The sequence below is a fragment of the Sphingomonas sp. GW821-FHT10F09 genome, assembly GCF_058809195.1.
Genome location: NZ_JBXASI010000001.1, coordinates 1,043,156 through 1,064,011, shown reverse-complemented (window position 1 = coordinate 1,064,011; position 20,856 = coordinate 1,043,156). Strand labels below are relative to the sequence as shown.

Annotated in this window: 27 protein-coding genes and 1 pseudogene; 5 read left to right on the top strand and 23 right to left on the bottom strand. The window is 66.6% G+C overall.

The window, feature by feature from the left end:
• Position 1 precedes the first annotated feature (1 nt).
• The 20 genes from nuoK to relB form a co-directional block, all read right to left on the bottom strand.
• On the bottom strand, positions 2 to 307 hold the full coding sequence (gene nuoK / locus AC1RTO_RS05060; RefSeq protein WP_293877197.1) for an NADH-quinone oxidoreductase subunit NuoK: 306 nt from the start codon (positions 305 to 307) through the stop codon (positions 2 to 4).
• Positions 304 to 915, bottom strand: coding sequence for an NADH-quinone oxidoreductase subunit J (locus tag AC1RTO_RS05055; protein WP_293877195.1), 612 nt, complete (start codon positions 913 to 915; stop codon positions 304 to 306). The genes nuoK and AC1RTO_RS05055 overlap by 4 nt, the downstream gene beginning before the upstream one ends.
• 43 nt (positions 916 to 958) lie before the next feature.
• Positions 959 to 1,444, bottom strand: a complete 486-nt coding sequence (nuoI, locus tag AC1RTO_RS05050) for an NADH-quinone oxidoreductase subunit NuoI (RefSeq protein ID WP_293877193.1) — start codon at positions 1,442 to 1,444, stop codon at positions 959 to 961.
• 124 nt (positions 1,445 to 1,568) lie between these two features.
• Positions 1,569 to 2,588: an NADH-quinone oxidoreductase subunit NuoH gene (nuoH, locus tag AC1RTO_RS05045; RefSeq protein ID WP_493160339.1), complete on the bottom strand. Its 1,020-nt coding sequence runs from the start codon at positions 2,586 to 2,588 to the stop codon at positions 1,569 to 1,571.
• Positions 2,589 to 2,614: 26 nt separating this feature from the next.
• Positions 2,615 to 4,615, bottom strand: coding sequence for an NADH-quinone oxidoreductase subunit NuoG (gene nuoG, locus AC1RTO_RS05040; RefSeq protein ID WP_493159781.1), 2,001 nt, complete (start codon positions 4,613 to 4,615; stop codon positions 2,615 to 2,617).
• A complete protein-coding gene (gene nuoF, locus AC1RTO_RS05035) occupies positions 4,615 to 5,919 on the bottom strand; it encodes an NADH-quinone oxidoreductase subunit NuoF (RefSeq protein WP_493160338.1) in 1,305 nt (434 codons plus the stop codon). The genes nuoG and nuoF overlap by 1 nt, the downstream gene beginning before the upstream one ends.
• Positions 5,919 to 6,587 (bottom strand): complex I 24 kDa subunit family protein, encoded by a 669-nt coding sequence (locus AC1RTO_RS05030; RefSeq protein WP_493159780.1) that lies wholly within the window; start codon positions 6,585 to 6,587, stop codon positions 5,919 to 5,921. The genes nuoF and AC1RTO_RS05030 overlap by 1 nt, the downstream gene beginning before the upstream one ends.
• Positions 6,587 to 7,798 (bottom strand): NADH-quinone oxidoreductase subunit D, encoded by a 1,212-nt coding sequence (locus AC1RTO_RS05025; protein ID WP_493160337.1) that lies wholly within the window; start codon positions 7,796 to 7,798, stop codon positions 6,587 to 6,589. Before AC1RTO_RS05025 ends, AC1RTO_RS05030 begins: the two co-directional genes overlap by 1 nt.
• Positions 7,799 to 7,818: 20 nt before the next feature.
• Positions 7,819 to 8,661, bottom strand: a complete 843-nt coding sequence (locus tag AC1RTO_RS05020) for an NADH-quinone oxidoreductase subunit C (protein ID WP_493159779.1) — start codon at positions 8,659 to 8,661, stop codon at positions 7,819 to 7,821.
• Complete coding sequence (locus tag AC1RTO_RS05015) at positions 8,658 to 9,209, bottom strand: NuoB/complex I 20 kDa subunit family protein (RefSeq protein WP_293877181.1); 552 nt, start codon at positions 9,207 to 9,209, stop codon at positions 8,658 to 8,660. Before AC1RTO_RS05015 ends, AC1RTO_RS05020 begins: the two co-directional genes overlap by 4 nt.
• Positions 9,210 to 9,214: 5 nt before the next feature.
• Positions 9,215 to 9,589: an NADH-quinone oxidoreductase subunit A gene (gene ndhC, locus AC1RTO_RS05010; protein ID WP_293877179.1), complete on the bottom strand. Its 375-nt coding sequence runs from the start codon at positions 9,587 to 9,589 to the stop codon at positions 9,215 to 9,217.
• Positions 9,590 to 9,773: 184 nt separating this feature from the next.
• The gene (locus tag AC1RTO_RS05005; RefSeq protein WP_293877177.1) at positions 9,774 to 10,586 is read right to left on the bottom strand and encodes an inositol monophosphatase family protein; all 813 of its coding nucleotides are present in this window, start codon (positions 10,584 to 10,586) and stop codon (positions 9,774 to 9,776) included.
• Between the two features lie 147 nt (positions 10,587 to 10,733).
• Positions 10,734 to 11,297 (bottom strand): elongation factor P, encoded by a 564-nt coding sequence (gene efp / locus AC1RTO_RS05000; RefSeq protein ID WP_254287374.1) that lies wholly within the window; start codon positions 11,295 to 11,297, stop codon positions 10,734 to 10,736.
• 66 nt (positions 11,298 to 11,363) lie between these two features.
• The gene (locus AC1RTO_RS04995) at positions 11,364 to 11,951 is read right to left on the bottom strand and encodes a M23 family metallopeptidase (RefSeq protein ID WP_493159778.1); all 588 of its coding nucleotides are present in this window, start codon (positions 11,949 to 11,951) and stop codon (positions 11,364 to 11,366) included.
• A gap of 22 nt (positions 11,952 to 11,973) precedes the next feature.
• The gene (locus AC1RTO_RS04990) at positions 11,974 to 12,966 is read right to left on the bottom strand and encodes a L,D-transpeptidase family protein (protein WP_493159777.1); all 993 of its coding nucleotides are present in this window, start codon (positions 12,964 to 12,966) and stop codon (positions 11,974 to 11,976) included.
• Between the two features lie 99 nt (positions 12,967 to 13,065).
• Positions 13,066 to 13,749, bottom strand: coding sequence for a thiamine phosphate synthase (thiE, locus tag AC1RTO_RS04985; protein ID WP_493159776.1), 684 nt, complete (start codon positions 13,747 to 13,749; stop codon positions 13,066 to 13,068).
• The gene (locus tag AC1RTO_RS04980; RefSeq protein WP_493159775.1) at positions 13,746 to 14,252 is read right to left on the bottom strand and encodes a hypothetical protein; all 507 of its coding nucleotides are present in this window, start codon (positions 14,250 to 14,252) and stop codon (positions 13,746 to 13,748) included. The genes thiE and AC1RTO_RS04980 overlap by 4 nt, the downstream gene beginning before the upstream one ends.
• 4 nt (positions 14,253 to 14,256) lie before the next feature.
• Positions 14,257 to 15,177, bottom strand: coding sequence for a class I fructose-bisphosphate aldolase (locus AC1RTO_RS04975; RefSeq protein WP_493159774.1), 921 nt, complete (start codon positions 15,175 to 15,177; stop codon positions 14,257 to 14,259).
• 29 nt (positions 15,178 to 15,206) lie between these two features.
• A complete protein-coding gene (locus tag AC1RTO_RS04970; protein ID WP_493159773.1) occupies positions 15,207 to 15,533 on the bottom strand; it encodes a type II toxin-antitoxin system PemK/MazF family toxin in 327 nt (108 codons plus the stop codon).
• Complete coding sequence (gene relB / locus AC1RTO_RS04965) at positions 15,524 to 15,748, bottom strand: type II toxin-antitoxin system RelB family antitoxin (RefSeq protein WP_493159772.1); 225 nt, start codon at positions 15,746 to 15,748, stop codon at positions 15,524 to 15,526. The genes AC1RTO_RS04970 and relB overlap by 10 nt, the downstream gene beginning before the upstream one ends.
• A 117-nt stretch (positions 15,749 to 15,865) precedes the next feature.
• On the opposite strand from relB, the pseudogene AC1RTO_RS04960 reads away from it, so the two are divergent.
• Positions 15,866 to 16,365: pseudogene (locus AC1RTO_RS04960) on the top strand (TlpA family protein disulfide reductase).
• A gap of 14 nt (positions 16,366 to 16,379) precedes the next feature.
• On the opposite strand, the gene AC1RTO_RS04955 reads toward AC1RTO_RS04960, so the two are convergent.
• From AC1RTO_RS04955 to gap, 3 genes are all read right to left on the bottom strand, one after another.
• Positions 16,380 to 17,570, bottom strand: coding sequence for a phosphoglycerate kinase (locus AC1RTO_RS04955; protein WP_493159771.1), 1,191 nt, complete (start codon positions 17,568 to 17,570; stop codon positions 16,380 to 16,382).
• 25 nt (positions 17,571 to 17,595) lie between these two features.
• Positions 17,596 to 18,057, bottom strand: a complete 462-nt coding sequence (locus tag AC1RTO_RS04950) for an MOSC domain-containing protein (protein WP_493160336.1) — start codon at positions 18,055 to 18,057, stop codon at positions 17,596 to 17,598.
• 106 nt (positions 18,058 to 18,163) lie between these two features.
• Entirely contained in the window at positions 18,164 to 19,174 is a 1,011-nt protein-coding gene (gene gap, locus AC1RTO_RS04945; RefSeq protein WP_493159770.1) for a type I glyceraldehyde-3-phosphate dehydrogenase, read from the bottom strand.
• 185 nt (positions 19,175 to 19,359) lie between these two features.
• On the opposite strand from gap, the gene AC1RTO_RS04940 reads away from it, so the two are divergent.
• From AC1RTO_RS04940 to AC1RTO_RS04925, 4 genes are all read left to right on the top strand, one after another.
• The gene (locus tag AC1RTO_RS04940) at positions 19,360 to 19,542 is read left to right on the top strand and encodes a hypothetical protein (protein WP_493159769.1); all 183 of its coding nucleotides are present in this window, start codon (positions 19,360 to 19,362) and stop codon (positions 19,540 to 19,542) included.
• On the top strand, positions 19,542 to 19,850 hold the full coding sequence (locus tag AC1RTO_RS04935) for a cell division protein ZapA (protein ID WP_493159768.1): 309 nt from the start codon (positions 19,542 to 19,544) through the stop codon (positions 19,848 to 19,850). Before AC1RTO_RS04940 ends, AC1RTO_RS04935 begins: the two co-directional genes overlap by 1 nt.
• 245 nt (positions 19,851 to 20,095) lie before the next feature.
• Complete coding sequence (locus AC1RTO_RS04930; RefSeq protein WP_493159767.1) at positions 20,096 to 20,632, top strand: 5-formyltetrahydrofolate cyclo-ligase; 537 nt, start codon at positions 20,096 to 20,098, stop codon at positions 20,630 to 20,632.
• Positions 20,629 to 20,835 carry a DUF2842 domain-containing protein gene (locus tag AC1RTO_RS04925; RefSeq protein ID WP_293877150.1) on the top strand — a complete coding sequence of 69 codons (207 nt, stop codon included), beginning with the start codon at positions 20,629 to 20,631 and terminating at the stop codon, positions 20,833 to 20,835. The genes AC1RTO_RS04930 and AC1RTO_RS04925 overlap by 4 nt, the downstream gene beginning before the upstream one ends.
• Positions 20,836 to 20,856 lie beyond the last annotated feature (21 nt).

Below are 20,856 nucleotides of genomic sequence, written 5' to 3'. Positions count from 1 at the left end.
TTTAGCCCTTCATCCGATTGACGTCGTCGACCGCGATCGTGCCGCGGCCACGGAAATAGATGACGAGGATCGCGAGCCCGATCGCCGCCTCGCCGGCGGCGACGGTCAGCACGAACATCGCGAAGATCTGGCCGACCAGATCGTGGAGATAGGCCGAGAAGGCGACGAGGTTGAGGTTCACCGCGAGCAGGATCAGCTCGATCGCCATCAGGATGACGATCAGGTTCTTCCGGTTGAGGAAGATGCCGAGCACGCCCATCGTGAACAGCACCGCCGCAACGACGAGATAATGGGTAAGACCGATCACAGCTGGACCCCCTGGCCGACCGGCGGCTGGACGTTGCGCGTCGCATCCTCGGGACGGCGCGCGATCTGACGGGACGGCGACTGCGCGCGGACCCCGCCACGCTGGCGATGCGTCAGCACGATCGCACCGATCATCGCGACGAGCAGGACGAAGCCCGCCGCCTCGAACACGAAGAGATAGCGCGTGTAGAGCAGCTGCCCCATCGCCTGCACGTTCGGCACCGCCGTGTCGATCGGTGCGATACGCTGGCTGATCTTGAGGCCGCCGGCGCTCCAGGCGCCGATGCCGATCAGGATTTCCGCCGCCAGCGCCACCGCGAGCGCCAGGCCCAAAGCGGCATATTGCGCGACGCCGGCACGCAGCTGCGCGACCTCGATATCCAGCATCATGACGACGAACAGGAACAGCACCGCTACGGCGCCGACATAGACGATGACGAGCAGCATCGCGATGAATTCCGCGCCGACGAGCACCATCAGCCCCGCGGCGTTGAAGAACGCGAGGATCAGCCACATCACCGAATGTACCGGATTGCGCGACGAGATCGTCATCGCGCCCGATCCGATCACCACGATGGCGAACAGGTAAAAGGCAATTGCCTGAATCACGATTGGGTCGGCCCCCTAAGCCCTGAATCGAGTGCGGCGCGCATTAACGGTAGGGCGCATCGGCGGCAAGGTTCGCCGCGATCGCGCTTTCCCAGCGGTCACCGTTATCGAGCAGCTTCGCCTTGTCGTAGATGAGCTCCTCGCGGGTTTCGGTCGCATATTCGTAGTTCGGCCCCTCGACGATCGCGTCGACCGGGCATGCTTCCTGACACAGACCGCAATAGATGCATTTGGTCATGTCGATGTCGTAGCGCGTCGTGCGGCGGCTGCCGTCGTCGCGCGGTTCGGCCTCGATCGTGATCGCCTGCGCCGGGCACACCGCCTCGCACAGCTTGCACGCGATGCAGCGTTCCTCGCCGTTCGGATAGCGGCGCAGCGCATGCTCGCCCCGGAAGCGCGGGCTGATCGGGTTGCGTTCGTAGGGGTAGTTGATCGTCGCCTTCGGCTTGAAGAAATACCGCAGCGTGAGGGCGTGCGCCTTCACGAACTCCCACAGCGTGAACGACTTGATGATCTGTGCGACGCTCAAGACCCAAACCCCAATATTCGGTCGATCGATACGACCGTCAATCCGATGACGACGCCGCCAAGCGCACGCCGGTACACTGCCTGCGGGTCGAACCCGCGATACGACAGCCAGGTGGAGACGTGGCTCACAGCCCGACCCGCATCCACATCAGGACGCCCGACACCAGGAACACCCAGAACAGCGACAGCGGCAGGAAGATCTTCCACCCCAGCCGCATCAGCTGGTCGTAGCGGTAGCGCGGTACGGTCGCCTTCACCCAGCTGAAGATGAAGAAGAAGATCAGGATCTTGATGAAGAGATTGATGATCCCCGGCACCCAGGTGAACGGCGCGAAGTTGAAGAACGGCAACCAGCCACCCCAGAAGAGCGTCGCGTTGAGCGCACACATCAGCAACACGTTGGCATATTCGCCCAGCCAGAAGAGCGCGAAGCTCATTGAGCTGTATTCGGTTTGATAGCCCGCGACGAGTTCCGACTCCGCCTCGGTGAGGTCAAACGGCGCACGCCCGGTTTCGGCCATGCCGGAGATCAGGAAGACGATGCTCATCGGGAACAGCAACGGGTTGAGCACGAAGCCGTTGATCGGCAGCCCGTACATGTTCTGCTGCGCCAGGACGATCGCGGACAGGTTGAAGCTGCCGGCCCACAACACGACCGTGATGAGCACGAAGCCGAGTGCGACCTCGTAGCTGACCATCTGCGCCGCGGCACGCAGGGCGGAATAGAAGGGATATTTCGAGTTCGACGCCCAGCCCGACAGGATGATGCCGTAGACGCCAAGCGACGACGCCGCGAGCACGTAGAGCAGGCCGACGTTGATGTTCGACAGCACCACGCCGTCGCCGAAGGGGATCACCGCCCAGACGATCAGCGCGACCGTGAAGGTAATGATCGGCGCCATCAGGAACAGGCCGCGGTTGGCGGCGGCAGGTACGATGGTTTCCTGCAGGAAGACCTTGAGGCCATCGGCGAACGACTGGAGCAGGCCGAACGGCCCGACCACGTTCGGGCCACGGCGCAGCGCCATCGCCGCCCAGATCTTGCGATCGGCGTAGATGATCATCGCGACCGCCAGCATCAGCGGCAGCGCGATGACGAGGATGCCGACGATGGTCGCGGTGAACCACGCCCATTCGTAGGACATGCCGACGGTGGAATTGAAGAAGTCGGTCACTCCGCGGCCTCCGCGAACGTCTCGCCATGGACCAGTTCGGCCGAACAGCGCTGCATCGTCGGCGACGCACGGCAGATGGCGTTGGTCAGATAGAAATCCTTGATCGGATAGCCCGACAGGCTGCCCTGCCCGGTCGCGTCGAGCGCCGGCGGGTTCCAGTCGAAGCTGGCCAGACCCGGCGCGCGCAGCGCCGGCACATCCACGCCCATCGCCTCGCGCAACCCGGCAAGGCTGTCGAACGGCAGCGTGTGACCGAGCACGTCGGACAGGGCACGAATAATCGCCCAATCCTCACGCGCGTCGCCCGGTGCGAACACCGCGCGCTCGCCGCGCTGGACGCGCCCTTCCAGATTGACCCAGGTGCCGGACTTCTCGGCATAGGTCGAACCCGGCAGGATCACGTCGGCATGATGCGCGCCCGTGTCGCCGTGATGGCCGATATAGACCTTGAACCCGGCGAACCGGGGGTAATCCACCTCGTCCGCGCCGAGGAATAAGGTGACGCCGGCGCCGGTCAGGTCGGCGATGCCGCCCTTCTGTGCATAGCCGAGCATCAACCCGCCCATCCGGCTCGCCGCCATGTGGACGACGTTGAAGCCGTTCCAGCCCTCGCGGACGAGGTTGAACTGCCGCGCAAAGGCCAGCGCTGCGCCATGGCCACCCTTCAGCGCGCCACCGCCGACGATGACCAAAGGCTTTTTGGCGTCGGTGAACAGCTGTGCGGCCGCCTCCGGCAGGTTGCCGAGCAGGGACAGGTCTTCACCAAGCCATTCGACCTTGTAGGTCAGCTCGGTTTCCGGCCCGATGGCGAAGACCTTCGCGCCCTTCTTGATCGCCTTGCGGATGCGGGTGTTCACCAGCGGCGCTTCCCAGCGCAGGTTGGTCCCGACCAGCAGGATCGCGTCCGCCTCTTCGACGCCGGCGATCGTCGTGTTGAAATTCACCGCGGCAAGGCTGGACGTGTCGTAATCCATGCCCGTCTGCCGCCCCTCGAGCAGCGACGAACCGAGCTTCGCGAGCAAGGCCTTGGCGGCATACATGGTTTCGCAGTCGACGAGATCGCCCGCCACCGCCGCGACGTTCGACCCGGCGGCATCGACCTTCGCCTTGATGACCGCGAACGCCTCGTCCCAGCTGACCGGTGCCAACTTGCCGTCACGACGGACATAAGGCCGGTCGAGACGGCGACGGACCAGACCATCGACGTGATGGCGCGTCTTGTCGGTCGCCCACTCCTCGTTGACGTCCTCGTTGATGCGCGGAACGCAGCGCAGCACCTGACGGCCGCGGCTGTCGAGGCGGATGTTGGTACCGACGGCATCCTGCACGTCGATCGTCAGCGTCTTCTTCAGCTCCCACGGCCGCGCCTCATAGGCGTAGGGCTTGCTGGTCAGCGCACCGACCGGACACAGATCGACGACGTTGCCGCTGAGTTCGCTGGTCACCGCCTGTTCGAGATAGGAGGTGATCTGCATGTCCTCGCCGCGATAGATCGCGCCGATCTCCTCGACCCCGGCGACTTCCTCGGCGAAGCGGACGCAGCGCGTGCACTGGATGCACCGGGTCATGATCGTCTTGACGATCGGCCCCATATACTTCTCGGTGACCGCGCGCTTGTTCTCGGTGTAGCGGCTATGGCCCTTGCCATAGGCCATCGACTGGTCCTGCAGGTCGCATTCGCCGCCCTGATCGCAGATCGGGCAATCGAGCGGATGGTTGATGAGCAGGAATTCCATCACGCCTTCGCGCGCGGCCTTCACCATCGGCGTCGTGGTGAACACCTCCTGGTTGTCCGCGGCGGGCAGCGCGCACGAGGCCTGCGGCTTCGGCGGCCCCGGCTTCACCTCGACGAGGCACATGCGGCAATTGCCGGCGATCGACAGCCGCTCGTGATAGCAGAAACGCGGGATTTCCTTACCCGCGGCTTCGCATGCCTGGAGGACCGTCGCGCCCTGCGGCACCTCGACCTCGATCCCGTCTACCTTCAGCTTGGGCATTATTCAGCAGCTTCCTGCATCGGCGTCAGATCGCCGCCGCTACGTTCGTTGATCCGGCGCTCCAGTTCGGGGCGGAAATGGCGGATGAGGCCCTGGATCGGCCAGGCCGCCGCGTCGCCGAGCGCGCAGATGGTGTGGCCCTCGACCTGCTTGGTCACCTGCTGCAGCGTGTCGATCTCGGCGATGTCGGCATCGCCGGTCCGCAGCCGCTCCATCACGCGCCACATCCAGCCGGTGCCCTCGCGGCACGGCGTACACTGGCCGCAGCTCTCGTGCTTGTAGAAGTAGGAGATACGGCTGATCGCGCGGACGATGTCGGTCGACTTGTCCATGACGATCACCGCCGCGGTGCCGAGGCCGGAGCCGACCGCCTTCAGCCCGTCGAAGTCCATCGGTGCGTCGATGATGTCCTTCGCCGGCACCAGCGGCACCGACGATCCGCCCGGGATCACCGCGAGCAGATTGTCCCAGCCGCCGCGGATACCGCCGCAATGCGTCTCGATCAGTTCGCGGAAGGTCAGGCCCATCGCGTCCTCGACGACGCAGGGCTTATTCACGTGACCGCTGATCTGGTAGAGCTTCGTGCCCTTGTTGTTCTCGCGGCCGAAGCTCGAGAACCACGAGGCACCGCGCCGCAGGATCGTCGGCGCGACCGCGATCGATTCGACGTTGTTGACTGTCGTCGGGCAGCCATAGAGGCCCGCACCCGCCGGGAACGGCGGCTTCAGCCGTGGCTGGCCCTTCTTGCCCTCGAGGCTTTCGAGCATCGCGGTTTCCTCGCCGCAGATGTACGCGCCGGCCCCACGGTGGACGAAGACGTCGAAGTCATATCCCGAGCCGCTGGCGTTCTTGCCGATCAGGCCGCGATCATATGCCTCGGCGACCGCCGCGAACAGCGTCTCCGCCTCGCGGATATATTCGCCGCGGATATAGATATAGGCCGCGCGCGCGCGCATCGCATAGCCGGCGATCAGCGCGCCCTCGATCAGCTTGTGCGGATCGTGGCGGATGATCTCGCGGTCCTTGCACGAGCCGGGTTCGGATTCGTCGGCGTTGATGACGAGGAAGTTCGGCCGGTCCGGCTTCGGCTCCTTGGGCATGAACGACCATTTCGTGCCGGTCGGAAAGCCCGCACCGCCACGGCCGCGCAGGCCGCTCGCCTTGATGACGTCGATGATCGCGTCCTGGCCGAGCGCCATCAGCGCCTTGGTATTGTCCCAGTCGCCACGCTTCAACGCCGATTCGAGATTCCAGGGCTGGAACCCGTAGACGTTGGTGAAGATGCGGTCCTTGTCGGCGAGCATCAGGCCCATTCGCTCCGATAATCGTGGTTGGCATCGACCATCGCGGTCAGCGTCGTCGGGCCGCCCTCGGGGCAGCTGGTCTGGCGACCGATCGTCGACCCCGTCTTCGGCTGCTCGCCCTTGGCGAGCGCCTCGAGCACCGCGACGGTGCGGTCATAATCGAGGTCTTCGTAATTGTCGTCGTTGATCTGGACCATCGGCGCGTTGGCGCAGGTGCCGAGGCATTCGACCTCGGTCAGCGTGAACAGGCCGTCGGGGGTCGTACCGCCCTTCACCAGCCCACGGTTCTTGCACGCGGCGAGCACGTCGTCCGACCCGCGCAGCATGCACGGCGTCGTGCCGCAGACCTGGACGTGATAGCGGCCGACCGGCGCGAGGTTGAACATCGTGTAGAAGGTCGCGACCTCGTACACGCGCATGTACGGCACGCCGATCGCACGCGCGACGAATTCGATCACCGGCACGGGTAGCCAGCCCTGCGTCTGCGTCTCGCTGCCCACCTGCCGCTGGGCGAGGTCGAGGAACGGGATCGACGCCGACTGTTCGCGACCCTTGGGGTAGCGCGACAGGATCTCGTTCGCCTTGCGCTGGTTCTCTTCGTTCCAGGCGAAGGCACCCCAGCGGGCGCGGGTCTCTGCTTCGTCGGGGATCTGGGGTGCTTCAGCCATCAGCGGTCACATTCACCAAAAACGATATCCATCGCGCCGAGGATCGCGGTCGTATCCGCCAGCATGTGGCCCCTGGACATGAAGTCCATTGCCTGCAGGTGGCTGAACGCGGTCGGGCGGATCTTGCAGCGATACGGCTTGTTCGAACCGTCGGAGACGAGGAACACGCCGAATTCGCCCTTCGGGCTCTCGGTCGCGACATACACCTCGCCCGCGGGGACGTGATAGCCCTCGGTGTAGAGCTTGAAGTGGTGGATGAGCGCTTCCATCGACTGCTTCATCTCGGCGCGCTTGGGCGGCACCACCTTGCGGTCGGTCGAGGCGATCGGCCCCTCCGGCATATCGCGCAGGCACTGCTTCATGATCCGGGCCGACTGGCGGACCTCCTCGACGCGCACCATGAAGCGATCGTAGCAATCGCCCTTGGTGCCGACCGGAATGTCGAATTCCATCCGGTCGTAGACGTCATAGGGCTGCGACTTGCGCAGGTCCCACGGGATACCCGCCGCGCGGATCATCGGACCCGAGAAGCCCCAGGCGATCGCATCCTCGCGGCTCACCGTCGCGATATCGACGTTGCGCTGCTTGAAGATGCGGTTGTCGGCGACGAGGCTGATCGCATCCTCGAACAGGCGCGGCAAGCGCGTGTCGAGCCAGTCGGCAATGTCGGTCAACAGCTTGAGCGGCACGTCCTGATGGACGCCGCCCGGCCGCATGTAATTGTGGTGCATGCGCGCGCCCGACGCGCGCTCGAAGAAATTGTAGCAATCCTCGCGAATCTCGAACAGCCACAGGTTCGGCGTCATCGCGCCGACGTCCATCACGTGACTGCCGAGGTTGAGCATGTGGTTCGAGATACGCGTCAGCTCGGCGAAGAAGACGCGCAGATACTGGGCGCGGATCGGCACCTCGATATCCAGCAGCTTCTCGATCGCGAGCACGAACGTGTGCTCCATGCACATCGGCGAGCAGTAATCGAGCCGATCGAAATAGGGGATCGCCTGCGCATAGGTCTTGTATTCGATCAGCTTTTCGGTGCCGCGATGCAGCAGGCCGACGTGCGGGTCGATCCGCTCGATGATCTCGCCATCCAGCTCCATCACCAGCCGCAGCACGCCGTGCGCCGCCGGATGCTGGGGACCGAAGTTAATCGTATAGTTCGATATGGTGACGTCGCCGGTGGTCGGATCGGCCGCATCGGTGACGTGCATCAGTTCGTCGACATAGTCGCTCACTGGTTCTGTCCTCCACCCTTAGTCGGCACGACGTCCGAATCCTTGGGCTTATCCTGCCGCTGGTTGCCGGGATCGGGTTCGCCGGCGCCGGTCTGCGCGGTGGTTTCGGTGGTCTTCGGCTCGTTCGTCGCGGCTGCCGGCTGCGATTTCGCGGGCGCATCGGCCTTAACGATCTCGTCCGCCTTCAGCGGCGTCGGCGCGCCCTTGGCCTCGGGCACCATGCCCTTCTCGTCGCCGGGAAGGACGTATTGCGCGCCTTCCCACGGGCTCTGGAAGTCGAAGTTGCGGAAGTCCTGCGCAAGGCTGACCGGCTGGTAGACGACGCGCTTCTGCTCTTCCGAATAGCGCATCTCGACGAAGCCCGAGAGCGGGAAGTCCTTGCGCTGCGGATGGCCGCGGAAGCCATAATCGGTGAGGATGCGGCGCAGGTCGGCGTTGCCGGTGAAGAGCACGCCGTACATGTCGTACACTTCGCGCTCCAGCCAGCCGGCGACCGGCCAGATGCCCGTCACCGACGGCACCGGCTTGACGTCGTCGGTCGCGACATGGACGTGCAGGCGGTGGTTGCGCGTCAGCGACAGCAGGCAATAGACCACCTCAAAGCGCTCTGGGCGCTCCGGATAGTCGACGCCGGCGATCTCCATCAGCTGCTGATATTCGAGGCCGGGCGTGTCGCGCAGCGCGGTGAGCGCGGTCACGATCGCCTCACGCTCGACATAGAGCGCGACCTCGCCGACCTGGTCGACAGCGTCGATCAGCGCCGCACCGAGCGTGACCCGCGCGGAGTCGATCGTCTCGCCGTTGAGGTCGGCCGCATAGGCGGGAGCGGGCGCCCTCACCGTTCGATGCTCCCGGCGCGGCGGATCTTCCGCTGCAGCTGCATGATGCCGTACAGCAACGCCTCCGCGGTCGGCGGGCAGCCGGGCACGTAGATGTCGACCGGAACCACGCGATCGCAGCCGCGCACGACGCTGTAGCTATAATGATAATAGCCGCCGCCGTTGGCGCAGCTGCCCATCGAGATGACGTATTTCGGCTCCGACATCTGGTCGTAGACCTTGCGGAGCGCAGGCGCCATCTTGTTGCACAGCGTGCCCGCGACGATCATCACGTCCGACTGGCGCGGCGACGCACGCGGCGCGGCGCCGAAGCGTTCGAGATCGTAGCGCGGCATGTTGACGTGGATCATCTCGACCGCGCAGCAGGCGAGGCCGAAGGTCATCCACCACAGCGAGCCGGTACGCGCCCACTGGAACAGCTCCTCGGTCGAGGTGACGAGGAAGCCCTTGTCGGTCAGTTCGCCGTTCAGGCTATCGAAAAATCCCTGATCGGGCGGCACCAGCGACGTGGCGGTGGCCGGGCGATCGAGTTCGACGGGTCCGGACATGGGTGTCATTCCCAATCCAACGCTCCCTTTTTCCAGGCGTAGACGAGGCCCAGGGCCAATTCGCCGATGAAGATCATCATCGAGATCCAGGCGCTCCAGCCGATGCTGAACACCGAGACGGCCCATGGATAGAGGAACGCGGCCTCGAGATCGAAAATGATGAACAGGATGGCGACGAGATAGAATCGCACGTCGAACTGGCTGCGCGGGTCCTCGAACGCGGGGAAGCCGCATTCATATTCCGACAGCTTCTGTTCGTTCGGCTTGTCGGCGCCGGTCAGGCGGGCGACGACCATGGGCAGGAACACGAACGTGCTCGACAGCGCCAGGGCGATGCCCAGGAACAGCAGGATTGGCAGGTATTGCGACAGATCGACCAATGGGCTTCTCGCAGGTGCGAAGGATGTGGGGTCGCTTTAGGCCCGTGGGGTGGCACGGGCAAGGCCGGGAGGGTGTGAGAATCACTCGCAATTAAGCGAGGGTGAATGACTTAGCCCGGCCTTCCCCCGGCCCTCACCCCTGCACCGGCTTCGCGGAAAGGGTGAGGGCACAGGGACGTCTGCGTCAGCGCAGCGCGCCGGCCACCAGCTTGTGCAGCTTGACGTGCAGGCCGTCGTTGGCGGCGAGGAATTCGTTGCGCTCCATCGCGCGATCGGCACCGCGGAAGTCGGTGACGTAGCCGCCGGCCTCCTTGACCAGCAGCATGCCCGCCGCGGTGTCCCAGGGCTTCAGGCCCGATTCCCAATAGCCGTCGAACCGCCCCGCCGCGACCCAGGCGAGGTCGAGCGCCGCCGCGCCGAAGCGGCGGATGCCGGCGACTTCGGGGGCGATCGCACCGAAGATACGGCTCCACTGGACGAAATCGCCATGGCCGAGGAACGGGATGCCGGTGGCGATCAGCGCCTCCGACAGGTCACGCCGCCCCGAGACGCGCAGCCGCTGGTCGGTGAGCCATGCCCCCCGCCCCTTTTCCGCCCAGAAGCTCTCGTCGGTCAGCGGCTGATAGACGAGGCCCGTGGTGATCTCGCGCTTGCCGGAGGGCGTCGGCTCCTCGACCGCGATCGAGATCGCAAAATGCGGCATGCCGTGGAGGAAGTTGGACGTGCCATCGAGCGGATCGATGATGAAGCGCGGCTTGTTCGGATCGCCCGCGACCTCGCCGCCCTCTTCCATCAGGAAGCCCCAGTCGGGGCGGGCGCGGCTCAGTTCCTCGTAAAGCGTCTGTTCGGCGCGTTTGTCGGCGATCGAGACGAAGTCGGCCGGCCCCTTGCGGCTGACCTGCAGGTTCTGCACCTCGTTGAAGTCGCGGCGCAGCGCCGTGCCGGCCTTGCGGGCGGCGCGTTCGATGACGGTGAAGAGGCCGGAATGGCTGGGCATGGGGCAATCTCTTTACCCCTCTCCCATGGGGAGAGGGAGGGGCCCGCCGCGGTCAGGCGGTGGGAGGGTGAGGATCGGCGAAGGCCCTGCCCTCACCCGACCTCGCTACACTCGGCCACCCTCTCCCGCAGGGAGAGGGATGTTAGCTCAGTCCGCGCGGCGGACGTAGGTCTGTTCGTAGACGTCGACGACGATCTTCGTGCCGGCGCCGATATGCGGCGGCACCATCACGCGGACGCCATTGTCGAGGATCGCCGGCTTGTAGCTGGACGAGGCGGTCTGCCCCTTCACCACCGCGTCGGCCTCGACGATCATCGCCTCGATTGTGCTCGGCAGTTCGACCGAGATCGGACGCTCGTCGTACAGTTCGAGCACGACGTCCATGCCGTCCTGCAGGAACGCCGCGGCATCGCCGAGGATGCCGGCGTCGAGCGTGATCTGTTCGTAATTGTCCTTGTCCATGAACGTCAGCGCCTCGCCGTCACGGAACAGGAACTGGAAGTCCTTGGTATCGAGGCGGACGCGCTCGACCGTCTCGGCAGAGCGGAAGCGGACGTTGTTCTTGCGACCGTCGATCAGGTTCTTCATCTCGACCTGCATGTACGCGCCACCCTTGCCAGGCTGCGTGTGCTGGATCTTGACGGCGCGCCAGATGCCGCCCTCATATTCGATGATGTTGCCGGGACGGATGTCCACGCCGCTGATCTTCATGGTCTGAACCTATAGGAAAGAGCGATTGCGGCGCGCAGGTCAGCGCGCGCCTTGGTGCCGCGTCCTTTATCGTGGCGAGGCGCGGGCGGCAAGCATCGGGTACGGGTTGACGTCCTCGCCTTGATACCAGCGCTCATCGGGGCGCATCCGCTGCATGCCGAAATGGAGATGGTAGTTGCCGGGACCGGCATCGCCGGTATCCCCGACATAGCCGATCTGCTGCCCGGCGCGGACGCTCATTCCCTCCCGCAACTCCGGCACGTAACCTGCGAGATGTGCGTAATAATAGATCCAGCGACGATCGGGCGAGCGGATATAGGCCGTGGTGCCGCCGAGGTCGGACTGGAACAGCTTCTCGACGCGGCCCGCCGCCGCGGCGAGCACCGGCGTTCCGGCGGGGGCGAGGATGTCGGTGCCGTGATGGCCGCGACTGCCGCCGCCGCGCGGGTCGTTCCAGCTGTCGACGATCGTGCCGCGCGGGACACCCGCGACGGGAACGGTGAGCGGCCCGCCGTCGCGTGCGGGCTGCGGCTCCCCGACGGCGACCTCGACGCGGGCGGACCGGCGGGAGGCGGTGCCGAAGCTGGTCATCGACAGGAAGGCGGCGACGACGACCAGCACGAGCGCGAGGATGCTCCAGCCGAGGCGGGTCATCGGCGCACCTCCCCGGCTCGCATCACGCCTGGAACACCGCCTTGGTCCCGGGCTTCACCATCTGCGCGAGGCGGGCGACGTCCCAGTTGGTCAGGCGGATGCAGCCATGGCTTTCGGTCCGCCCGATCAGCTCCGGGTGCGGCGTGCCATGGATGCCGTAATGCTCCTTCGACAGGTCGAGCCAGACCACGCCGACCGGACCGTTCGGCCCGGGCGGCAGCATCTCCTTCTCGTCGCCCTTCTTGGCGTCCCAGAACAAGGCGGGATTGTAGTGGAATTTCGGATTATAGTCCGCGCCGTTGATCTTCCATGTGCCCAGCGGCAGCGGATCGTATTTCGACCCCATCGTCGCGCTGAATTGCGCGATCAGGCGATCGTCCTTGTCGAGCACGCGCAGGACGCTGTCGGACTTGTCGACGACGATGTGATCGGCGACCGGCTGGGTCGCATCGACGTTGAGCATGTTGAGCGTCTGGCGCCAGTGGTCGGGCAACTTGGGATCATAATCGCGCGAGGCCGGCAGCGCATTGGGGACGGTGATCGCGTCGCCGACCTTCAGCCGCGTCGTCGGCGAATTGAGCGCGATCAGCACCGCGGGCTGAGTGTGGAACATCTCCGCCAGCTTTTCCATCGGCGTGGCATAGCCGATCGTCGGCAGCTTCGCCTGCTCGCCATAATCCTTGGGCAGCGGGTTGATGTACGGCCCGGCGAGCGCCTCGCGGGTCAGCACGAAGCGCGCGGTCGGGCGCTTGGCGCGATAGGGATAGAGGGCACGGAGCGTCGCCGCGTCGGGCTTGCCGGTGCGCGGCAGACCCTTGGCCTCCTGAAACCCCTTCAACGCGGCAGTCAGCGACTGTCCGCCCTTGCCGTCGAGCACGCCCGGGCCGAAGCCGAGCGAATCGAGGATGACCTGCACGTGGAGGATGTTGCGATCGACCGGCTGCGGCGCCTGTGCCGTCGTCGGGGCGGCGAGCGTGGCGCCCGCCAGGAGTGCCGTTGCGACTAACGCCTTCATCCGCCGTGTCCCTTTTACCGTTACGCTTGCGGACTGAACGGTCGGCGGGGGCGGAGGTTTCGTCGCAGCGGCACGATGGTACCGGCGGGCCGGGGACGCCTATCTGGCGAGCACCCCGGCGAACGCCTTCACGGCCGCGGCTTCGTCGCCGCCCCACACCGCACCCGACACGGCGAGGAAATCCGCCCCCGCCTTGACCAGCGCCGGCGCGTTGACCGGGGTGATCCCGCCGATCGCGACGCTCGGCAGCTCGAACATCGATGCCCACCAGGACAGGATCGACGGGTCGGGCTGATGCTCCACCGCCTTGGTCGTCGTCGGGAAGAAGGCGCCGAACGCGACATAGTCCGCGCCGCGCTCGCCCGCCTCCATCGCGAGGTGGCGGCTGTCGTGGCAGGTCACGCCGATCTGCACGTCCGGCCCGAGGATATCGCGCGCCTCGCGCGGGTCGCCGTCGTCCTGGCCGAGATGGACGCCGTCCGCCCCCAGCCGCTTGGCGAGCGCGATGCTGTCGTTGACGATGAACGCGACCTCGCGATCCGCGCAGATGCGTTGCAGCGGCTCCGCCAGCGTCGCGGCGGCATGCTGGTCCACGTCCTTGACGCGGAACTGGAACGCCGCGACCGGCCCGGCGTCGAGCGCCCGCGCCAGCCGGTCGGCGAAGCCGCCGGTCACGTCGAGCGGCGAGACCAGATAGAGCTGGCACGGCGGGCGGCGATCGGATCGCTGGAAATGGCTGGCGAAATCGGGATCGAGCGGGCCGAGGGGATCGTCTTCTGTCATGACGACGCCCGTAGCCGCTCCAGCGCGGTTGCGAAAGCGGCCGGGTCGTCGAGACGATGCGCGATCGTCACGATCCCCCGTCGGCCGGGCAGCGGCGCGACCAGATCGATGACCATGTTCGGATAGGCGAGCAGCGCGAGGTTGAGCACCGAGCGCCGCTTGACCGCCTGCATATCGATCGACGGCCGGATGCCGGCGACCGCATCGAGCGGGACATCGACGCGGCGGATCGTCCCGACCTGCAGCACCAGCCGGCCGTGCCCAAGCAGGACCGGCCGGTGCTTCATCAGCAGCAGCCCCCGCACCAGCCAGGCGAGCCCGCCCAGCGTCAGCAACGAGACGATCAGCGCCGCGGTCGGATACCAGAAGGCGATCAGCGCATGGGTGACGAGCAGTTCGACCGTCCCGCACGCGACCAGCATCCAGACCATCGGCGCGACGGACCGATGATAGGCGAAGCGGAGGTCGGTCGCGTTGCCGCGGCCGTCCCCCGCCCCGGTCATCGGATCAGGCCGCCTCGTCCTTGTAGATGGCGATGATCTTGGCGAGCATCTCCAGCGCGTCCTCGCGATTGCGCTGGAAGGTGTTGCGGCCGATGATCGAACCGTTGCCGCCGCCCGCCAGAATGTCGCGCGCGTCCTGATAGACCGCGTCGCTGCCCTTCGCCGCGCCGCCCGAGAAGACGACGATGCGACGTCCGGCGAAGCTCGACTGGACGACGTGCTTGACGCGATCGGACTGCTTCGACCAGTCCGTGCCCTCATAGGCCTTCTTGGCTTCGTCCTGCTCGATATGCGCCGAGGGCAACTTCACCTTGATGATGTGCGCGCCGAGCAGCGCCGCCATGTGCGCGGCATAGGCGCCGACATCCAGCGCCAGCTCGCCGTCCTTCGACAGCTTGCCGCCGCGCGGATAGCTCCAGATGACGGTGGCGATGCCGACCGACTTCGCCTCTTCGCTAAGCTCGCGGATCTCCTCCATCTGTTCGAAGATGCCGTCCGAGCCGGGATAGATGGTAAAGCCGATCGCGGCGCAGCCGAGGCGCAGCGCGTCGCCGACGCTGGCGGTCACCGCCTGGTCGATGCTGGTGGCCCAGCTGTTCGAGCTGTTGACCTTGAGGATCGTCGGGATCTGGCCGGCGAAGGTGTCGGCGCCCGCCTCGAGCGGCCCGAGCGGTGCGGCATAGGCGGACAGGCCGGCGTCGACCGCGATCTGATAGTGATAATGGGGATCATAGGCGGCGGGATTGACCGCGAACGAGCGCGCCGGGCCATGTTCGAAGCCCTGGTCGACCGGCAGGATGACGAGCTTGCCGGTGCCGCCCAGCTCGCCCTGCATCAGGATGCGGGCGAGGTTCGCCTTCACCGCGGGGCTGGTCGCTTCATATTTGTCGAGGATCGCTTTTACGGCGGGGGTGACGGTGGTCATGGGTCGGCTCCTTGGGGACAGTTCTGGGGTCAGAGCATCAGCCAGCGCCGCAGCGCCTGATCGATCTGCTCCATGCGGGTGGGACTGGCGTGGCCGATCACCGCGGTGATCCGCTCGCGCGCGATGCTGGCGATGCGATCGACCTGCACCTCACATTCCGCGGTCAGGCCATTGTGTTCACGCGGCGACATGGCGACGCGGAACAGCGCCTCGCCGCCCATCACGCCGGTCAGCGGGCAGACGGTGATCGTCGCATGCGTCGCGTTGAACAGGTCCGACTGGACGACCACGCACGGTCGCGCCGGCGCGCCATCGGGTCCATCGACCAGCACGATGCCGCCATGCTTCACTTCCACGCGGCGGCATCCTGCCAGAAGGCGGTATCGCTGGCGGAATCGCGGGCGGAGGCGCGCGTCGACTGGCGCCGCGCCTCACGCCGATAGGCGTCGTCGTGAAGGTCGACGTAACGGCGGACCGCCTCGCGCGCGATGTCGCTCTTGCTGCGACCCTGGGTGCGCGCGACGGCGGCGAGCCGCTCTTCCAGTTCGGTGTCGAGTCGCACTCCGAGCATGTCGGCTCCTGTTTAACGCGTTTAACATAGCCCGGTCGACCCGCCGGATCAACCGGTTAGGAGCAAGGCTTGACGTCGTGCCCCTGCCGTCTCCTGCTGGCGACAGGGAGACCGATCATGAGCCTGTTCCGCGCCGCGATCGCTGCGGCGTTATGGACCCTTACCGCGTCGTCGACGCCGCCGGCCGAAACGCCGGTCGGCCGGCCCGCCCCCGATTTCGAGGTGACGCTGATCGACGGCAGCAAGGTGACGCTGGCGAGCCTGCGCGGGCAGGTGGTGGTGTTGAACTTCTGGGCGACGTGGTGCGTGCCGTGCCGTGCCGAACTGCCGCTGCTCGACGGCTATTACCGGCACACGAGCAATACGGGCTCCGCGTGTTCGCCATCGCGACGGAGGATTCGGTGCCGGCGTTCCGGATGAAGCCACTGTTCGCGGCGCTGCCGATCACGCCAGCAAAGCGGATCAAGGGGCGCTATCCGCTGATCGACGGCGCCGTGCCGACCAATTACATCATCGATCGCGCCGGCGTGGTGCGCTACGCCAAGGCGGCGGCGCTCGATCTCGACGATCTGAACGCCACCCTCATTCCGCTGCTGAAGGAAGCGCCGCCCGCCTGAACGGCGCCGCCCGCTCAGCCCATCAGCGCGGCGACGCCGGGCAGGTCCTTGCCTTCCATCCATTCCAGGAAGGCGCCACCCGCGGTCGAGACGAAGGTGAAGCGATCCGCGACCCCCGCCTGATTGAGCGCGGCGACGGTGTCGCCGCCACCCGCGACCGAGACGAGGCTGCCGTCCTGCGTCAGCGCCGCGGCGGTGCGCGCGAGGCTGACGGTGGCGACGTCGAACGGCGGCGTCTCGAACGCGCCCATCGGGCCGTTCCACACCAGCGTGCGGCAGTTCTTGAGCACGTCGCCCAGCGCCTCGACCGCGCTTGGACCGACGTCGAGGATCATCTCGTCCGCAGCGACCTCGTGGACGTTGACGGTGCGGACCGGCGGGTTGGCGCGGAATTCCTTCGCGACGACGACGTCATAGGGCAGATGGACGGTGCAGTTCGCCTTGTCCGCCGCGTCGAGGATCTCGTCCGCGGTGCCGGTCAGGTCATGCTCGCACAGCGACTTGCCGACGTTGACCCCGCGCGCCGCGAGGAAGGTGTTGGCCATGCCGCCGCCGATGATGAGGTGATCGACGCGGGTGACGAGGTGCTTTAGCACGTCGAGCTTGGTCGACACCTTCGCGCCGCCGACCACCGCCGCGACGGGATGCTCGGGCTTGCCCAGCGCCTTTTCGAGCGCGTCGAGCTCGGTTTCCATCGCGCGGCCGGCATAAGCGGGCAACGCCCGCGCCAGCCCCTCGGTCGAGGCATGGGCGCGATGCGCGGCGGAGAAGGCGTCGTTGACGTAGAGGTCGCCGAGCTTCGCGAAGCGCGCGACCACCGCCGGATCGTTCTTTTCCTCGCCACCGAAAAAGCGCGTGTTCTCCAGGATCGCGATGTCTCCGGGCTGCAATGTCGCGACTGCCGCGTCGGCGCCCTCCCAGTCGATGTAGCGGACCTCGCGGCCGAGGACGTTGCTGTACGGCCGCGCGAGCATCGACAGCGACATGTCGGCGCTCGGCACACCCTTTGGCCGGCCGAAATGGGCGAGGATCAGCACGATCGCGCCGCGGTCGGCGAGCTCGGTGACGGTCGGCAGCGTCGCGCGCAGCCGCGTGTCGTCGGTCACCGCGCCATCCGCCATCGGCACGTTCAGATCCTCACGGACCAGCACGCGCTTGCCGCTGATCTCACCCATATCGTCGAGCGTCTTGAAGGGCTTGGTCACGTCGTCTTCCTTCGTGTCTGAAATGTCAGGGGAGAATGGCCACGGTATCGCCGATCGCGATCCGCCCGGCGACCTTGACGCGCGTGCAGGCACCGCCGCGCCAGTCTGGGGTCAGCGCGGCCTTCAGCCCGGTGGCGACCGTCTCCATGCGGCTGCACGGATCGCACTCCACGGTGATCTCGAATTCGGCCGCGCCGATACGGATGCGCGTGCCGGGCAGTTGCGGGATGTCGATGCCGTCGAGCAGCAGGTTGACCCGCCGCTCCTGCCACGGAATCGTATGGCCGAACTCGGCCATCGCCGCATCCCAGTCGATGCGCTCCATCATCGTGACCTGACGCTTGCCGCGCCCGCCCGGCTTCACGGCGCCCCGGAAGTCACCGTGGAGCCCGCCCTCGACCGTCACCTCGACGGCGTCGACCAGCTCCATCGGCGCTTTCGGAAAGGCATGCCGGGCGATGCCGACCAGCACGCCGGTATCCGACATCGTCATCGCGCGCGAAGCGGGGCAATCCAGAGCGGCGTGCGCGCGGCCCTGGGTTGCCGCGTCGCTGCCTTCCTCGCAACGACGAGCCAAGGGGATCGTCCTCGGTTCAGAGGAAGCTCGCCATCACGGTCGCGGTGTCGACCATGCGGTTCGAGAAGCCCCATTCGTTGTCGTACCAGCTGACGACGCGGACCAGCTTGCCGTCGAGCACCGCGGTTTCGAGGCTGTCGACGGTCGAGGATTGCGGGCTGTGCATCAGGTCGATCGAAACGAGCGGTTCGTCCGAATAGACCAGCACGCCCTTGAGCGGGCCGCTGTCGGCGGCGGCCTTCAGGATCGCATTGACCTCGTCCCGCGTCGTGTCGCGCTTCGGCGTGAAGGTCAGGTCGATCAGGCTGACGTCCGGCACCGGCACGCGGATCGCCGAACCGTCCAGCTTGCCCTTCAGTTCGGGCAGCACCTCACCCACGGCGCGGGCGGCGCCGGTGGTGGTCGGGATCATCGACATCGCGGCGGCGCGGGCGCGGCGCAGGTCCGGGTGGATCTGGTCGAGGATCTTCTGGTCGTTGGTATAGGCGTGGACCGTGGTCATCAGGCCGCGCTCGATCCCGATCGAATCGTTCAGCACCTTGGCGACCGGCGCAAGGCAGTTGGTCGTGCACGAGGCGTTCGAGACGATCGTATGCTCGGCCGTGAGCTTGTCGTGGTTGACGCCATAGACGACGGTCAGGTCGACGCCCTTGCCGGGAGCCGAGATCAGCACCTTTTTCGCGCCGGCATCGATATGCTTCTGGCAGGCGACGTTGTCGGTGAAGAAGCCGGTGCATTCCAGCACCAGGTCGACGCCCAGCTCCTTGTGCGGCAGATTGGCGGGATCGCGCTCGGCGGTGACGCGGATGCGCTTGCCGTCGATGACCAGATCGTTGCCTTCGGCGCTGACCGTGCCGGGATATTTGCCGTGGACGCTGTCGCGGCTGAACAGCCAGGCGTTGGACTTGGCGTCGGCGAGGTCGTTGATCGCGACCAGTTCGAGTTCGCTCGAATTGCGCTCGATGATCGCACGCGCCACGAGGCGTCCGATGCGTCCGAAGCCGTTGATCGCAACCTTCACCGTCATCTGGTCTCTCCTCGCGTGGGTCTGCGTGCGCGACGGAATGGGGCCGCGCCGGGCGCGCAGCCTTTGCGAGGGGGGGACCCATTCTGTCAACCGCAGCCTTCACTTGTTGGCTTCCCGCGGCGAGACGAATGGCCGCACCGGTTTGGCGTCTTGCCGGTCATCGGCCGCACGCCTACGTCGTCGCGATGGCTGACACCCCAACCGCCGTCGAACGTATCGACGCCGCGATCGCCCGTATCGAAACCGCGATCGACGCCCGCGCCACGGCCGGCGATGCGCTCGCCCGCCGCCATGCCGCGCTGAAGGCACGCATGGCCGAAGCGGTCAGCGCGCTGGACGACGTCATCGCCCGCGGCACCGCGTCCTGATGGCGAACGTCACGCTCCCGATCGGCGGCCGTCCCCACACGATCGCCTGCCGCGACGGCGAGGAGGCACGCCTGCAAAAGCTCGGCGCGATGATCGAGGAACGCTGGCCTGCCGCACTGCGCGCCGCGGCCGGGGTGCCGGGCGAGCGGGCGATGCTGTTCGTCGCGCTGATGCTGGCCGACGACCTCGAGGAAATCGAGCAGCGCCCGCCCGAGGGTGCCGCGGTGAGCGAGCCTGCGCTGGCGCGCATCGCGGACCGGCTGGAGGCGCTGGCCGAGGCGCTGGAGCATGCCCCCGCGGCGGGATGATACCATTGTCGCCGGGCATTGCCACGGGAGCCCGGACACCCTAGATTGGCGGTGGCGGGTTCTGCCCGGTACGAGCCTTACTTTATCCCTGAGGCTATTCATCATCCAAGGGGGCTGTCCCTGTCCGGACCCTGGTCCGATGCATATGGTCCCCACCTGACGTTAACAGGCGTCGGCGGATACTTTGGCACACGGCCACGGCGGTCCCGCCACCCGCTTTTCCCTCCCGCACGCAGTCCGGAGCGATGACCGACAAGCTCGCCCTCCGCGCCCGCCTGCGTGCCGCCCGCGACGGCTTCGCCCGCGACACAGCGATCATGGTGCCGGACGCATTCGTCGCGCGGCTCGCCGACCGGCCGGTGGTCGCCAGCTATATCCCGATCGGCAGCGAGGCGGACCCCGCCCCCTTGGTCGCCGCGGCACGCGCCGCCGGCTGCACGATCGCCCTGCCCCATGTGACGACACGCGCCGCGCCGTTCCGCTTCCTCGTCTGGGACCAGGCTGTCACGCTCGGCGACGGCCCGTTCGGCCTGCGCCAGCCCGATGCGACGGCGACCGAGATCCGGCCGGATATCATCCTGACGCCCCTGCTGGGCTTCGACCTCCGCGGCAACCGGCTGGGGCAAGGCGCGGGTCATTACGATCGCGCCTTCGCCGCGCATCCGGCGGCGTGGCGGGTCGGCATCGCCTGGTCGGTGCAGCAGGTCGATACGCTCGTCCCCGATCCCTGGGACGTCCCTCTCCACGCCATCGCCACCGAAGCAGACTGGATCGTCCCATGACCCCTTCGTGGCGCAAGCCGGCCGGTATGTTCATCATCCTCGCGCTGATCGCGATCTGGTGCATCGGGATCGTCAGCGCGTCGGCGATCGTCGGCGCATGGCCGTGGTGGCTGCAACTGCCCTTCTACCTGGTGACCGGGATCGTCTGGATCATGCCGCTGCGGCCGCTGCTGCTGTGGATGGAGACCGGGCGCTGGCGCTGAGCGATGCGTGGGAATGTTCGA

Bases quoted from the DNA above. Each gene is read 5' to 3' on its own strand.
- nuoH (WP_493160339.1), bottom strand. From the start codon at position 2,588: ATGTCCTACGAATGGGCGTGGTTCACCGCGACCATCGTCGGCATCCTC.
- nuoG (WP_493159781.1), bottom strand. From the start codon at position 4,615: ATGCCCAAGCTGAAGGTAGACGGGATCGAGGTCGAGGTGCCGCAGGGC.
- nuoF (WP_493160338.1), bottom strand. From the start codon at position 5,919: ATGCTCGCCGACAAGGACCGCATCTTCACCAACGTCTACGGGTTCCAG.
- AC1RTO_RS05030 (WP_493159780.1), bottom strand. From the start codon at position 6,587: ATGGCTGAAGCACCCCAGATCCCCGACGAAGCAGAGACCCGCGCCCGC.
- AC1RTO_RS05025 (WP_493160337.1), bottom strand. From the start codon at position 7,798: ATGCACGTCACCGATGCGGCCGATCCGACCACCGGCGACGTCACCATA.
- AC1RTO_RS05015 (WP_293877181.1), bottom strand. From the start codon at position 9,209: ATGTCCGGACCCGTCGAACTCGATCGCCCGGCCACCGCCACGTCGCTG.
- AC1RTO_RS05005 (WP_293877177.1), bottom strand. From the start codon at position 10,586: ATGCCCAGCCATTCCGGCCTCTTCACCGTCATCGAACGCGCCGCCCGC.
- efp (WP_254287374.1), bottom strand. From the start codon at position 11,297: ATGAAGATCAGCGGCGTGGACATCCGTCCCGGCAACATCATCGAATAT.
- AC1RTO_RS04995 (WP_493159778.1), bottom strand. From the start codon at position 11,951: ATGACCCGCCTCGGCTGGAGCATCCTCGCGCTCGTGCTGGTCGTCGTC.
- AC1RTO_RS04990 (WP_493159777.1), bottom strand. From the start codon at position 12,966: ATGAAGGCGTTAGTCGCAACGGCACTCCTGGCGGGCGCCACGCTCGCC.
- thiE (WP_493159776.1), bottom strand. From the start codon at position 13,749: ATGACAGAAGACGATCCCCTCGGCCCGCTCGATCCCGATTTCGCCAGC.
- AC1RTO_RS04980 (WP_493159775.1), bottom strand. From the start codon at position 14,252: ATGACCGGGGCGGGGGACGGCCGCGGCAACGCGACCGACCTCCGCTTC.
- AC1RTO_RS04975 (WP_493159774.1), bottom strand. From the start codon at position 15,177: ATGACCACCGTCACCCCCGCCGTAAAAGCGATCCTCGACAAATATGAA.
- relB (WP_493159772.1), bottom strand. From the start codon at position 15,748: ATGCTCGGAGTGCGACTCGACACCGAACTGGAAGAGCGGCTCGCCGCC.
- AC1RTO_RS04950 (WP_493160336.1), bottom strand. From the start codon at position 18,057: ATGTCGGATACCGGCGTGCTGGTCGGCATCGCCCGGCATGCCTTTCCG.
- gap (WP_493159770.1), bottom strand. From the start codon at position 19,174: ATGACGGTGAAGGTTGCGATCAACGGCTTCGGACGCATCGGACGCCTC.
- AC1RTO_RS04940 (WP_493159769.1), top strand. From the start codon at position 19,360: ATGGCTGACACCCCAACCGCCGTCGAACGTATCGACGCCGCGATCGCC.
- AC1RTO_RS04935 (WP_493159768.1), top strand. From the start codon at position 19,542: ATGGCGAACGTCACGCTCCCGATCGGCGGCCGTCCCCACACGATCGCC.
- AC1RTO_RS04930 (WP_493159767.1), top strand. From the start codon at position 20,096: ATGACCGACAAGCTCGCCCTCCGCGCCCGCCTGCGTGCCGCCCGCGAC.
- AC1RTO_RS04925 (WP_293877150.1), top strand. From the start codon at position 20,629: ATGACCCCTTCGTGGCGCAAGCCGGCCGGTATGTTCATCATCCTCGCG.